Source organism: Gluconobacter sp. R75690 (genome assembly GCF_015244525.1).
Taxonomy (GTDB): Bacteria; Pseudomonadota; Alphaproteobacteria; order Acetobacterales; family Acetobacteraceae; genus Gluconobacter; species Gluconobacter potus.
The window spans coordinates 1-12,656 of sequence record NZ_JABCQB010000024.1 but is presented as its reverse complement, the minus strand read 5'-3'; the positions used below and the strand labels follow the sequence as shown (position 1 = coordinate 12,656).

At 52.7% G+C, this 12,656-nt stretch carries 12 protein-coding genes and 1 pseudogene; 6 read left to right on the top strand and 7 right to left on the bottom strand.

From position 1 onward, the window contains the following. Nucleotides 1-108: 108 nt before the first annotated feature. Together HKD27_RS15920 and HKD27_RS15915 are read right to left on the bottom strand one after the other, a co-directional pair. A complete protein-coding gene (locus tag HKD27_RS15920) occupies nucleotides 109-1,023 on the bottom strand; it encodes a restriction endonuclease (RefSeq protein WP_194690173.1) in 915 nt (304 codons plus the stop codon). A 206-nt stretch (nucleotides 1,024-1,229) separates the two neighbouring features. Beyond that, nucleotides 1,230-1,991 carry a DUF4145 domain-containing protein gene (locus HKD27_RS15915; RefSeq protein WP_194690174.1) on the bottom strand — a complete coding sequence of 254 codons (762 nt, stop codon included), beginning with the start codon at nucleotides 1,989-1,991 and terminating at the stop codon, nucleotides 1,230-1,232. 737 nt (nucleotides 1,992-2,728) lie between these two features. Here HKD27_RS15915 and nhaA point away from each other — a divergent pair. Next, on the top strand, nucleotides 2,729-3,940 hold the full coding sequence (gene nhaA, locus HKD27_RS15910; protein ID WP_194690175.1) for a Na+/H+ antiporter NhaA: 1,212 nt from the start codon (nucleotides 2,729-2,731) through the stop codon (nucleotides 3,938-3,940). On the opposite strand, the gene HKD27_RS15905 is transcribed toward nhaA, so the two are convergent. Then, on the bottom strand, nucleotides 3,937-4,800 hold the full coding sequence (locus tag HKD27_RS15905; protein ID WP_194690176.1) for an aldo/keto reductase family oxidoreductase: 864 nt from the start codon (nucleotides 4,798-4,800) through the stop codon (nucleotides 3,937-3,939). The two genes, nhaA and HKD27_RS15905, sit on opposite strands and share 4 nt — an antisense overlap. 97 nt (nucleotides 4,801-4,897) lie before the next feature. Here HKD27_RS15905 and HKD27_RS15900 point away from each other — a divergent pair, with 97 nt between their 5' ends. After that, entirely contained in the window at nucleotides 4,898-5,809 is a 912-nt protein-coding gene (locus HKD27_RS15900; protein WP_194690177.1) for a LysR family transcriptional regulator, read from the top strand. Between the two features lie 59 nt (nucleotides 5,810-5,868). Here HKD27_RS15900 and HKD27_RS15895 read toward each other — a convergent pair whose 3' ends face one another. Beyond that, nucleotides 5,869-6,057 (bottom strand): hypothetical protein, encoded by a 189-nt coding sequence (locus HKD27_RS15895; RefSeq protein ID WP_194690178.1) that lies wholly within the window; start codon nucleotides 6,055-6,057, stop codon nucleotides 5,869-5,871. Between the two features lie 218 nt (nucleotides 6,058-6,275). Between HKD27_RS15895 and HKD27_RS16555 the strand changes: the two are divergent. The 3 genes and pseudogenes from HKD27_RS16555 to HKD27_RS15885 form a co-directional block, all read left to right on the top strand. Beyond that, a pseudogene (locus HKD27_RS16555) lies at nucleotides 6,276-6,569 on the top strand (Rieske 2Fe-2S domain-containing protein); the annotation flags it as partial. Between the two features lie 15 nt (nucleotides 6,570-6,584). Continuing rightward, the gene (locus HKD27_RS15890; RefSeq protein ID WP_228518600.1) at nucleotides 6,585-7,367 is read left to right on the top strand and encodes an aromatic ring-hydroxylating dioxygenase subunit alpha; all 783 of its coding nucleotides are present in this window, start codon (nucleotides 6,585-6,587) and stop codon (nucleotides 7,365-7,367) included. 87 nt (nucleotides 7,368-7,454) lie between these two features. Then, the gene (locus HKD27_RS15885; RefSeq protein ID WP_194690183.1) at nucleotides 7,455-7,721 is read left to right on the top strand and encodes a hypothetical protein; all 267 of its coding nucleotides are present in this window, start codon (nucleotides 7,455-7,457) and stop codon (nucleotides 7,719-7,721) included. Between the two features lie 227 nt (nucleotides 7,722-7,948). On the opposite strand, the gene HKD27_RS15880 is transcribed toward HKD27_RS15885, so the two are convergent. Continuing rightward, entirely contained in the window at nucleotides 7,949-8,131 is a 183-nt protein-coding gene (locus HKD27_RS15880; protein WP_194690180.1) for a hypothetical protein, read from the bottom strand. 88 nt (nucleotides 8,132-8,219) lie between these two features. Here HKD27_RS15880 and HKD27_RS15875 point away from each other — a divergent pair, with 88 nt between their 5' ends. After that, nucleotides 8,220-8,585, top strand: coding sequence for an energy transducer TonB (locus HKD27_RS15875; protein WP_194690181.1), 366 nt, complete (start codon nucleotides 8,220-8,222; stop codon nucleotides 8,583-8,585). A gap of 84 nt (nucleotides 8,586-8,669) precedes the next feature. Here the strand turns inward: HKD27_RS15875 and HKD27_RS15870 are convergent, their stop codons facing one another. Together HKD27_RS15870 and HKD27_RS15865 are read right to left on the bottom strand one after the other, a co-directional pair. After that, nucleotides 8,670-9,068, bottom strand: a complete 399-nt coding sequence (locus tag HKD27_RS15870) for a VOC family protein (RefSeq protein WP_194690182.1) — start codon at nucleotides 9,066-9,068, stop codon at nucleotides 8,670-8,672. A 205-nt stretch (nucleotides 9,069-9,273) separates the two neighbouring features. Beyond that, nucleotides 9,274-12,252 (bottom strand): TonB-dependent receptor domain-containing protein, encoded by a 2,979-nt coding sequence (locus tag HKD27_RS15865; protein WP_062497957.1) that lies wholly within the window; start codon nucleotides 12,250-12,252, stop codon nucleotides 9,274-9,276. Nucleotides 12,253-12,656: the final 404 nt, after the last annotated feature.

Below are 12,656 nucleotides of genomic sequence, written 5' to 3'. Positions count from 1 at the left end.
GCAGATGCGCCGCATCGCAACCCGTTACGACAAGACCGCCTTGTCATTCATGAGTTTCCTCAATATCGCCGCCGCAAGGCTCTGGATCAGCTCTTTTGTCAACGTGACTTAAGGCATTCGACACTTTGCTTCACAGACGAGCTTTTTATACGCCTCGAAAACAATTGTCGCTTTCTTATTCAAAGTATCGATTATTTCGACATATCGGGTTTGGTTCTGACGACGTAGATCTATGCGTACATTCAAGCGTCCAGGATCGGCAGTTTGAGAAACATTCGCGTTCAGAAAGGAAAGAAAATCTTTAGATACCGAAAGTAAATCTAAACGTAGACCCTCAATTTTACGATCTGAAAAATATTTTTCAGGTCTCTGATCATATACAAAACAACTAACGCCGTTAAGAGATGAGGATTCAAATGAATCGCCAAAAGCGAATTCACGGATGAAATGCAAACCATTATTTTTGTTAAACATATTTATTATCTCATTAAGCACACATTCATCAGCTTTAGAAATACTTTGCAATAAAGTTGGGCCACTTTGTTTTGACATGGATAGATCAACAGAATTATTTATCAGGGTTTGCAAAACTCCAGCACTAGACATCCACAGTTCGGGATGCATCCTCTCTACATCTGGATATTTTCGAAGCAAGGCATTAAGATCTTCAGGTCCCCAAATATCTTCTATGCTTTGGAGGGAGGGGCCAATAATTTCTGAAAGAATAGCCTTATTATTTGGCGTTAGACCAGTCGATGTCACTAAAATATAGCGTTTTGCCTGAAGTGCATCGACCACCTGCCGCTCTTTTTTCATAACGGCCTTGAGTTGAGCAAAACCCGATCTTTGGTAACGTTTCGCCTGTAAGATAATCGTGCCGCCAACCGAGGCATACCGACCATCTATTCCATCATCCCGGCCCGCGGTGAAGGCCTCGAACCGCAATCGTAATTCTCGCCCAAGTAGGTCCCGTGCAAGATCTTCAAAGTCGGTAGGAGATATTTTCGAGAAGTCATAATTCATTTTGGATTATAAATATCGAAGAAATTATATAGTCAACCCCTTTAATCATCAATTACCCTTCAAAAAAAATATGGCATATTTATTATTATGCCAGAATAAATTACATCAACCCCGCCCTCCGTTACGTCATCCTTAGAGTTTTGTAAGTATCTATCATGTCGTAAGAGCGGTTTGTGCCGCTTTTAAAGATCCATTCTCAATACAACTCATTCGCCTCTGCCTTTCTTCTTCCTTCGAGGAGGCTTCGGTGGGACCATTCCCTTCACTTTAAGGGCCTCTTCGTTCAGCCTTTTACGTTGGGCCGGCGCAATAAATGCCTCATTTATGAAGTGCTCTAGGACATCCATCATTGTTGCCAGATCTACCAGATCAGGCAGCCATCCGCGATGAGCCGACGCGCTTCCGGCGTCAACAATCACCTTGAGCCGGTCTTTGTCCAACGGACCAATATGCTTTTCGTCCACTAGAGCATCCAACTTTTCGCCGAAGCCAAGAGTCGGATCAATCCCGAGTAATTCACTGGCAATGTCATATGCGGTTCGGATACCGATAGCCGCCAGCATCCTTAAATCATTATTGAGTGCGCCATAAAGCTCTATGAGAGCTGCACGTAAAACTCCCATATTCTCCGCATAAAAGCCATATTCTGACATCCACTCTGGTTTTTTTCTCTGAGAAAGCGCTGGCCAGTATTTGATGGTCTCGATCATTGTTGTGGTCATCTCACCAGAGCCGTCTAGAGAGTATTTATGATCGTATTCTTCTGAATTTGTGTCTACAGTTTCCACAAACACGTTCTCGCAACCCCGACATTCCAAGATATACCAGACCGTCTGACACCAAAAATGCTCCTCGTGGTAGCTCTCCGTATGCTTGCCGTGGATGTCGCAGTTGCGTACCCCACCGCACTTGCTGCATTCCGCCTTGCGGATGATTGGTTTGGGAGACGACGGGGCACGATCAGTCATTTCTGTAGTTTTACCAGGGAAGCATCGCCTTACAAGTCATCGGCGTTCCAACGGCCAAAAGCGGATCCGAGGTCGATATCGAAGTCATAGGACACCAAAATGCCGGTGAAAGACAGGCCTACGTCTTCATCTCATGGCTTTACGAGGTCGAATCCGACATCACTATCAAAGCTTCAAAAAGGTCACGAAGAGGAAGTCACACCGCCTGACCACGGCCAATAAACGAAGGACCAGTCCTTCAAATTCCTTTTGCCCCATCCGATAAGGAGATCAGTAAGACTGTTTTGAAGGCTCCAGCCAAATGCGAAAGGTCAGGGAAATCAACACAGCCCCTGTTTCCCTAAAAGGGAGAGTAAAACATTATGCAAAAAAACAGATAGAACGACTTATCCCCGACAAAAAAACCAATTATATCAGCTAGTTATAATTTAAACTAATCGGCCTTCACACGGCAGGGGTCACAGGTTCAATCCCTGTCGCGCCCACCATCCTGACTGGCTGTTTTTAGCCATTTCCCCCTACATAAACGACTGCTTGGCCCGTTTGCTTGGGCATAGCCTACCCCATTCATACCCCAGTCGTAATGTTCCCATCTGTGGCAGAGCCATGCCGTCTCCTGAGTTGGGTTAGGCGTATCGAGCCAGTGCTGGCGGATAGGGATATGCGGCAATCTTGGCTGCTTACACCTCATTCTTTGAAAAGCTTGTGTTGAAGGCTATCCCGTTCGACAACAGCGAATGACCGCACCTTTTGTTCCGGCCACTGCCCATGTCAGACGCTTCCTGAAATCTTCCGCCGGTGGAGCATCCTTTCTCCTGCTTGCGTCTATTGCCGGGTTTGTTCTGGCCAATTCGCCATGGGCGGCGGGCTATAGAACCCTGACGACACTCCCGCTGAAATTTCCCTTTCTTGGAAAGCGGGGTCCCGACAATATCGCCGCATGGGTTTCTGACGGGCTGATGACCCTGTTCTTTCTGGTGGTCATTCTCGAAATCAAAAAGGAAATTGTCTACGGACATCTCTCATCACTCCGACGTGTCGCTCTGCCACTGATTGGAGCAGTGGGTGGGATGGTGGTGCCGGCACTGACATATCTGCTGGTGACAGGGGGACACCCGGAAGCAACGTTTGGCTGGGCCATTCCTGTTGCAACGGATGCGGCTTTCACCCTGCCGATCATCCTTGCGCTTGGACGGCGTGTCTCGCCCGGAGCACGAGCCTGGCTGATGGCACTTGCCATTTTCGATGACGTACTGGGGATTGTGGTGATCGCCCTGTTTTATGGCAGCGCTCTGTACTGGCCCGCACTGCTCGCGGTTGTACTTGTCACGGCCGCATTGATTGGAGCGAACAGGGCAGGGATCAGAACACTCTGGGCTTATGGGTCGGGCGGCGTTCTGCTCTGGACTACGCTTCTGGATTCCGGGCTACACCCCACACTCGCGGGGGTCATCGCCGGTCTGTGCCTGCCCGCAGGGGACGCGAGAGGGGCTGCCCCTCTCAATCGGGTTTCATCTGCGGTCACACCCTTCGTCACCTGGATCGTCCTGCCACTTTTTGGTTTCATGAACGTGGGCATTTCAGTGGCCGGCATCAAACCGGACATGATGCTGGAAGCTGTTCCGCTCGGGATCATACTGGGACTGATGATTGGCAAGCCTGTCGGGGTATTTGGCGCAACACTGCTCTCGATCCGGCTGAAGGTCGCCATGCTTCCAGCCGGCACCTCAACCGGAATGCTGTTCGGTCTTTCGCTGCTGTGCGGCATTGGCTTCACGATCAGCCTGTTTGTAGCAAATCTGGCATTTTCCGGATCAGATCTTATGACCCCGGCGAAGATGGGAATCTTCGCCGGTTCAACCTTGTCGGCTCTGATCGGGTGGCTCTGGTTGCGTTTTATACCGCAGACAGTAACCCGGCCATCCGAAGAGGGCGGCTTCCCGCGTTAAGCGATGGCGTCAAGACGCACGCGAGCATCCTCGGGGAGTTCCAGCTCTGCTGCTGCCAGGTTTTCCGACAGGTGACGAAGATTCGAAGTTCCCGGGATGAGGAGCAGATTGGAGGAGCGAGCCAACAGCCATGCCAGAGCGACCTGTAACGGTGTAGCCCCGATATCTGCTGCAACTCGGGACAGGGCATCGGACTGGATGGGGCTGAACCCACCCAGGGGAAAGAACGGCACATAGGCCACGCCCTGTGAAGCCAGCGCGTCGATCAGCGCATCATCCTTCCTGTGGACGAGGTTATAATGGTTCTGCACGCAGACAACTGGGGCGATCGTCTGCGCTTCAGCGACCTGGGCAGCCGTTGCATTGCTGAGACCGAGATGACGGATGAGCCCCTGTTCACGCAGCGCAGCGAGTGCCGAAAACGGCTCCGCCAGCGAGCCTTCTTTAGGTGCAAAGATGTCCCCCATCAGTCGCAGATTGACTACCTCAAGCCGGTCCAGCCCCAGATTGCGCAGATTGTCATGTACGGCTCTGGTCAGGTCTTCCGCGCTCTGGGCGGGCTGCCATGATGCATCCTCGCCACGCACCGCGCCGACCTTGGTTACGATCACGAGGTCATCGCCATAAGGGTGCAGGACCTCCCGGATGATCTGGTTCGTGACATGCGGGCCGTAAAAATCGCTGGTATCGATATGATTGACGCCGGCTTCGACCGCCGCTCGCAGTACAGCAATAGCGGCTTCATGGTCCCGCGGTGGCCCGAAGACACCAGGGCCGGCAAGCTGCATCGCCCCGTACCCCATGCGGTTCACGACGCGGTCGCCGAGTATAAAAGTTCCTGCATTGGCCTGACTGCTCATTGGTATCTCCTGGATAAGGGGGCACACCAAACATGGACGGCGCTCGAATGATCGATAAGCTGCTCAATCCTGAACGGCCCGTACGGAAAATCGCACAATGTCTTTCGAGCTTGATGATCTTTCAGTCTTCGTTGCGATTGCGCGGGCAGGCGGTTTCCGGGAGGCGGCGCGTGTTTCGGGTCTTTCAGCATCCGGCCTGAGCGAAGCTCTGCGGCGGCTGGAAACCCGCCTTGGTACACGCCTGCTTCATCGCAGCACACGCAGCATTTCACTTACTGAAACGGGCGCCCGACTGTTCGAACGGCTTTCACCAGCTCTGGCCGAGATCAGCGCCGCACTCGATACGGTCCATGCACAAACCGACCAGCTTGCGGGCACCATCCGCCTCAACGTGCCGGCCAATGTCGCCCGGACTGTACTGCCGGGTATTCTGTCGCCTTTTCTGATCGCTCATCCACAAATCCGTGTGGACGTGACGGTAGAGGACAGTTTTGTCGATATTCTTGCTTCTGGCGCGGACGCAGGCATCCGTTATGAGGAACGTCTGGAACAGGACATGATCGCGATCCCCATCGGGCCTGCCACTCAGCGCGTTCTTACTGCGGCCGCGCCATCCTATCTGTCTGCGAAGGGACGTCCTCAACACCCGAGCGAGTTGCTGGAACACGCCTGTCTGCGTCTTCGTTTCGCCGGTGGAGCGCCAGCCATGTGGGAGTTCGAAAAGGACGGAGAGGTTATTCGCCTCGATCCTCCAGGGTCCTTACTGGTCCAACCCGGATCGGCCTGCGATCTGCTGGTTGAAACTGCTCTGGCAGGTCTGGGTATCATCTGTCTGTTTGAAGACTGGCTGGCTCCTCACATCCTCAGCGGTGCGCTTGAGATTGTGCTGGACGACTGGGCCGCACCTTTTTCGGGGCCCATGCTTTATTATTCCGGCCGCCGCCAACTGCCACCGCCGCTGCGCGCGTTCATCGATTTCATTCGTTCGCATCAGTCATCGGCACAATAAACACCGACACGATACCGAGGGGGAAGCAATCGAAGCGCTGTGAAGGAAACCACCATTCCTTACCGAACCAGTGAAGCCAGCCCATCAATCTTGTCGGCCAGCGCTGCAACCATGTGCTTGATCTCATCTGGCGCACCTGATTTTTCGGTCGCAGTGCTCAGGCGTTCTGCATCATTCTGCAGCTCGGACATCAGTTCCTGGATTTCCGAGCCGATGCCGTTTTCATCATCGTCACGATCGTGTCGCATGCTGTGCTCTCCTTTGCGTGAAAAGAGTGGAACCTGGGGAACAGGATGTCCAGCTTTCCAGCAACACTTTACTGCTGCTCAAGGTGTCAGTGACTGGGGAATGATCGTAGAGTGCTTCCATTCAAATTTTAAATCAGGACCGGAAAAACGTCCTGATTTTACTCTCTGTTCATATCGCTCCGGTATCCGGGAAGAATTCTCGGGAGACGTTTCCACTCATGATGCCGGTCTATCCATTTTCCGCCGCTACACAGCCCTATCCGCGCCAGCAGTGGTACATTGCCGGCTGGAGTTCGGAGATCACCACTACCCCTCTGAGACGACGGTTGCTTGGGCAGGATATTCTGTTGCTGCGGACTTCAGGCGGGGACGTACGAGCATTGAAAGCCCTGTGCCCACACCGTCAGATGCCACTATGCGCAGATCATCAGGACAGGGAGCACCTGATCTGCCCTTATCATGGGGCGGTTTTTGAGACGTCAGGCCAGTGCGTCAGTCTCCCCTTTCAGAAGCATATTCCCAAAGTCATGGATCTGAAATCTTTCCCTGTCGTCGAACAGAAACCGTTCGTCTGGATCTGGGCGGATCTGGAAACGCCCGCAGACATGAGCCGCCTGCCGGACACGACTTCCCTTTTTTCGCATGGCACAGAGAAACTCCTGTTCGGAACAGGCACCTGTCATGTTGAGGCAAGGTCCCAGATCGTGCTGGAGAACCTGTTCGACCAGTCGCATATCAGCTTCACGCACCCTGCAAGCCTGGGCATTCGGAGCTGTGAGGATGGCCCGGCAAAGGCCTGTTCAATGCTCGCAGAACCAACGCGTCTCTGTTTTCACCATCCTTTGAAAGCTTTTCCCACGCCAGATGCCATGACCGTCTTCTTTCCCGAGATTGGAAGCACCATGGGGATCAGGAGCCAGGCAGAACTGTTTGGAGTTTCACTGGTCGTGGCAGCCGGATCTGAAATCGTTTCCTGTGACGAAGAAGGGCATGTGCAGGACAGTATGGGTCAACTGGCGTTCCTTCACGGAATTACTCCGGAAACGGATACGACCACGCATTATCATTTCGCCATCCTGCGTGATTTTGCCACGGGTTCCGAAGACATTTCGGAACAATATGCCAGCCGGAACAGGGATGTGATTGCCGAGGACGTGCGTGTTCTCAATGTCATTGAACCCTGCCTCGATCAGACACGAGCCTGCGATGAGCCCAACTTCGTGACGGATGCAGAAGCGATTCATGTGCGCAGAAGAATCGAAAGACTGATCCTTGAAGAGGAACATCTTCGTACCAGTTCGGCTGGCTGACAGCCCGACGCTGATTGGGTTTGTTTTTGTGTATATCGAACCAGCTACGGGGTAGGGATTTGAATCGCTGGACAACAGGAGGCGACCATGTTCGCTCAATCCGGCAACACGCCCATCAATCCGACAAAAGCTCCCGGTTCTCCAAGCGAAAGAGAGCCTTTCGATCCCTATCCCGACAAGAGCCCGATCATAGACGAGCCTCCGGAAGAAGATGAGGAGGTTGAAAAGGACTATGATCCCGCGAAAGGGACTTCATCGTCCCAAATCGGGCAGTCGGCCGGCTTTCTTTTTGCTGCGAGCAAACCGCCGTTCCAAAACAGCTTTGAAGCATTGTCACCCCTGCAATGGAGATGATGATGCTCTACCCTCAAAGTGCCAGTGAGCTGCCCAATCCCCCGCCACCAATGCCACCCGACCCGCCACAGCCCAATCCATATCCGCCACCGAGTGAAGATCCTCCACCCATGCAGGAACCTCCCAATCGGATAAACTGAAAGAAGCCCGGTGAAAGCCGGGTTTCTTTTTGTCTCAGGTGAACCCCGGGCTTGCAGAGCGCTTGAATCGTTTTGCAGGAGGGCAGATCATGTCCATTCCAGTTGATGAGCGCAGCACGAAGCCCATTCCGCCTTCAGAGCTTCACGATCCAGAACCATACGACGCGAATAATCACAAGAATGACGAAAATCGGCCGCTGCATCCGCATCCTCGGCGAGGAAAGGTCCACCAATATCGCATCCGGCCTCTGGGTAGGTTTCTTCCGCCATGGACGCGCCACTGAGACAGGATGACGTCTACTCAAGTCAGGAAATTGTAACCATAGCTATCACAAACGATGGAAATGTATCATCCTGAATGAAGAACGATGCGCAGGAGGCGAATTTGAAGCATTTTCTATTGTTGATAGCTGTATTGGCAGCGCCAGGTATAGCCTGCGGCCAGGAAACGAAATCCAATCCTCCACAGTTTATGAAAAACGGACCTGTGTATCCGGAAAAACTGGTCAGGGAAAATGCCACAGGCCAGGTCAAGATGATGTTTGATATTGATAAAACCGGGCATACGGTGAACTGTCAGGTAGTTTCCAGTACAAACCCTGAATTCAACGCAAGTGCACTCGATCACTGTCGGCGACAGCGATATGCCCCAGCGACCGTAAAAGGCGTTCCCGTAGTTGAGCATCATCACCAGACAACGGTAAATTTCAGTCTGGATAATTAATTCACACGCTTGAAAGCATGGCGGCGACACGAGCCAGATCAACCCCAGGGCTGCCCTACCGTGGCCGCCGCAATCAGGGATCGCTCATATTTCATAGAGTTCGAGCGGAAGATCATCCGGATCCGCGAAAAACGTGAACCGGCGTCCCGTATAGGGGTCTGTGCGAATTGGCTCCGAGACAATTCCGTGCCCCTCTAAACGTTGCACGACCTGGGCAATATCCTGAACACGGAATGCGAGATGGCGCAGTCCACAGGCTTCTGGTCGCGAAACCCGAGGGGGAGCCTGCGGAAAGGAAAAGAGCTCAATCTGGGCATCACCGACCTGAAGATCACACTTCCATGAATTACGCTCGGCGCGAAAATTTTCAGCGATGACCTTAAAACCCAGCACATCAACATAAAACGCTCGGGAGCGCTGATAATCAGATGCGATTATAGCGACGTGATGGAAACCAATAATATCGCCAGCATCATGCTTCATCTCATCTGCGCTCCTGAACGTCAGCCTCAACGACGATAGTGTCAGCAATTGGTAAAATCTACCATGCCAGACCGATGACGGCCATCTCCACTCATCAAACAGGTCGTAGCCAAAGAATCGCCAAGCTGAAAAATTTTTGGCAACGGAGCCTAAAAAAGGGCAGCTCGTAAGAGCTGCCCTTTTTTGTTCTGGCCAGAAAATGATCTCAGAAATTCACGCCAGCCTGCAGGAAGACGTAACGCCCCATATAAAGACTACCATACAGCGCAGAAGCGCTGTTATCCGTTGCGCTGGCAACGAAAGGTGGCTTCTTGTCGAGGAGATTGTTCACGCCACCCTGGAAGTTCCAGCGGTTCCAACGATACGTTACCGTCACATCGTGGGAGAAGATCCCCGGGGTGCTGGTACGACCGTAGCCGTTGGCACGTGTCAGATCCTCGGTGCCGTCGTTCCAGCGCATGCCACCGATATAGTTCATCATGTAGGTGAAGCCGATAGCGCCATGCTGCCAGCCAACCGTGGCATAGTCACGAACACGCGGCATACCGTAACCGGATTGATAAAGCATGCGTCCCGCATAGTTGTACCATGAACCACCGGGCTCATACTGCTGAAGATAGCTGACGAGCTGCTGGAAGTTGTTGGACAGCGTCAGCACGTCATGAGATGTGATGCGGATACGGTAATCGAGGTCGAAGTCGATACCGCTTGTCTTCAGGCCGCCGATATTCTGGTACAACGCCGAAACGGAGTTGAGCTGACCCGTGCTCGAATTGCGCGTGATATCACTGCAATACGATGTATCAGCTCCCGTGTAGCACTCATCCATGATGTACTGCGTAGGCAGGTATGAGATCATGTTCTTGAGCGTGTAGTGCCAGTATTCGACAGATGCCGAGAGACCCGGAATCCAGCGCGGGGTAATCACCGTACCAAAGGTATAGGTCCGACCCGTCTCAGGTTTGAGGGTGCTGCTACCACCATAAATGGTCGGGGTCTGGCCGGAATAGGTGGAGCTGAATGTGGACGTGTTGATACCCTGCTTGGCGCAGTTTGCGGCCACGGTCGCAGCCTTGGCGCCATAGGTGGCCGCCTGCACGGAGTCACAGGGATCCGTCGCGGATGCATAGCCGAGAGACTGACCGCCATACAGTTCATACACATTCGGCTGACGGTAGGAGGTGCCGAGCGTCGCACGGAAGCGGATGTCCTGGATCGGCGCCCAGTTGATGGAGACCTTCCAGTTCTTCGTGCCGCCGAACGTGTTGTAGGACGAATACCGGCCCTGACCGTCAATCGTCAGATCCTTCGCGAGGAACGCGTTATGCAGCAGCGTAGCCTTGCCTTCAAGATACCCTTCCGTGACGTTGAACCCACCACCCGTGTAGGAGGCGGAGTTGGTCAGCGTCTCACCGGCTTCGACCAGCGGATCCGGATGATAGGCGAGTTGTTCGCCACGGTGTTCCATACCCAGCGCGATACCGAGATCGCCACCATTCGCCCACGGCATGTGAACAACATGGTTGTTGTTAATACGCAGGTTCAGGTCACGCATCTGGTAGTAGTAGTTCTCATGCGTGGTGTAGTTGGAATAGGCCGCAGCTGCCGAAGAAAGCTTCTCATACGGGTTGGACAGCACACATCCCGCGGATGCATTGCAGACAGACGGATCGTAGACAAGCGCACTGCTGGAATCACCCGGCGTAACCTGACGCAGGCCGTATGTTTCCAGAAGCTTGGTGTAATTGCCGACGCCCTCGACCTGGTTTGAAACCTGGTTCCAGCCATAGGTGTAGGACAGGTCATAGTTCCAGCCATGAGTGATTTCACCCTTGACACCGGCAATGCCAGTATAGGTATCAGAGGCAGTTTCAGTGCGGCGGTCACCCCACTCGCCCATGCGCTTGTACATGTACTGGTCTTCACCAGACGTATTGTACGGGTCGTTTGCCGGAATATAAAGCGTTGTAGGCAATGTGGACGGATAGATACTACCCGACACTGGCTCCGGCGCCATCGTGGTCGACGAATTACGGTGACTATAGTTGAAGTTCAGGTACGGCGTAAAATGACTGTTGATGTCATAATGCGCATCGAATGACAGCGTCGCGTCCTGAAGGGAGTTCGTCAGGGACTGGTCGTTGCCATAGTTGTAGCGATCCGCGCTCGTGAATGAACTCAGCGTCCCGTTGCTGTTCGCGATCATGTCGTTGCCGCTGGTCGCACCGATGAAACGGCCTGCCGTCGGATAACCTGAGCCATAGGTAAGGGCAGAAGCATCGGAGGAGTCATTCTGCTGGACAGGCGTCGCCCAGGAGCGGTTTTTCTGCTTGATGCCGCTTTGTGTCATGTAAGAGCCGGAAACCGTAACGTTGCCCTTGCCATGATCGAAATTCCAGCCCTTGTAGCCGGAGATCATGCCGGTCTGGCCGTCACCCACATCCGTGATACCACCACGGACCGTAATGTTACCGTCGCTCAGGTTATGCTTCAGCTTGATGTTGATGACGCCGGAAACAGCATCGGCACCATACAGTTCAGAGCCACCATCCTTCAGGATTTCAACACTGGCCACCTGATGGATATTGATGGTGTTCATGTCGAAACAGCTGGACTCACCGTTAATGGCGGCACGCTTGCCATCAACCAGCACCAGGACACGCTGCTGACCCAGATTACGAATATCCGTGCAACTGACACCATCCGTACCGTTGGTCTGACTGTTCGTCGTTCCTTGCGAGCCGATCGAAGGCAAACGTTGCAGATAGTCACCAAGCGTGGTGGCTCCTGTCTGTTCGATCTGCTTGCTGCTTATGATCTGCACCGGATTGGCGTTCTGGTTGTTGGAGGTGCTCAGTGCAGATCCCGTCACAACCACCGTTTCCGCACGCCCGGTTTCAATGGAGTCAAGAGCGCGATTATGACGGTTCTGAGCTGTAAAGGCGGGGGCAGGTGCCCTCGCTGCCACGGTAGAAGGAGCTGTTGTAGCAGCCGTTACAGACGGTCCGGCTTCAGTTTTGCTGGCAGTTTTAGTCGCGCTCTTTTTAGGAACAGACGCACCATGTGAGGACACACGATGATGCGTACTGGTCGCTGTCTGGGCTTCTGCTTTCGCAGAGATTCCCAGCCCTGTTGCGAGGATGGAAGCGCACAAAAGCAGTTCCCTGCGTCGATAAGGAATCATAATGGGCTCACTGTCAGACGATTTTTTAAGCTCCTCAGAAGTAGTTTTCCATGCGGAACCTTGTCCATCCGAAAACAAGCATGGTTAATAGTATCAAAAAATGCTGTTGCATAACTGCCATATGGAAGTTACAATAATATACATTTGATTTCTCCTCTGTTATTAATGAGAATTAAAGACATAAAACAATTTTATACAGAAATAATATTAACAATTCGAGATTTTATTGGTTTTTATCGAGAAATGGTTCGCAATCTAAAAATGTAGAAGACCGGAGTTAAGAGGAAACCTCTTACGGCGTGTCGTCAGTTAAGACCTGAGAGCTTGAAGTGAGGGTTGTACGTTCTGTTGCTCTGTGCTGACTGTTTTTCCGGCTTTGGAGGAGAACAACAGATGCGGCGCTA

Bases quoted from the DNA above. Each gene is read 5' to 3' on its own strand.
- HKD27_RS15915 (WP_194690174.1), bottom strand. From the start codon at position 1,991: ATGACTGATCGTGCCCCGTCGTCTCCCAAACCAATCATCCGCAAGGCG.
- HKD27_RS15900 (WP_194690177.1), top strand. From the start codon at position 4,898: ATGTCTTTCGAGCTTGATGATCTTTCAGTCTTCGTTGCGATTGCGCGG.
- HKD27_RS15890 (WP_228518600.1), top strand. From the start codon at position 6,585: ATGGATCTGAAATCTTTCCCTGTCGTCGAACAGAAACCGTTCGTCTGG.
- HKD27_RS15875 (WP_194690181.1), top strand. From the start codon at position 8,220: ATGAAGAACGATGCGCAGGAGGCGAATTTGAAGCATTTTCTATTGTTG.
- HKD27_RS15870 (WP_194690182.1), bottom strand. From the start codon at position 9,068: ATGAAGCATGATGCTGGCGATATTATTGGTTTCCATCACGTCGCTATA.
- HKD27_RS15895 (WP_194690178.1), bottom strand. From the start codon at position 6,057: ATGCGACACGATCGTGACGATGATGAAAACGGCATCGGCTCGGAAATC.
- HKD27_RS15865 (WP_062497957.1), bottom strand. From the start codon at position 12,252: ATGATTCCTTATCGACGCAGGGAACTGCTTTTGTGCGCTTCCATCCTC.
- HKD27_RS15885 (WP_194690183.1), top strand. From the start codon at position 7,455: ATGTTCGCTCAATCCGGCAACACGCCCATCAATCCGACAAAAGCTCCC.
- HKD27_RS15880 (WP_194690180.1), bottom strand. From the start codon at position 8,131: ATGGCGGAAGAAACCTACCCAGAGGCCGGATGCGATATTGGTGGACCT.
- HKD27_RS15920 (WP_194690173.1), bottom strand. From the start codon at position 1,023: ATGAATTATGACTTCTCGAAAATATCTCCTACCGACTTTGAAGATCTT.
- nhaA (WP_194690175.1), top strand. From the start codon at position 2,729: ATGACCGCACCTTTTGTTCCGGCCACTGCCCATGTCAGACGCTTCCTG.
- HKD27_RS15905 (WP_194690176.1), bottom strand. From the start codon at position 4,800: ATGAGCAGTCAGGCCAATGCAGGAACTTTTATACTCGGCGACCGCGTC.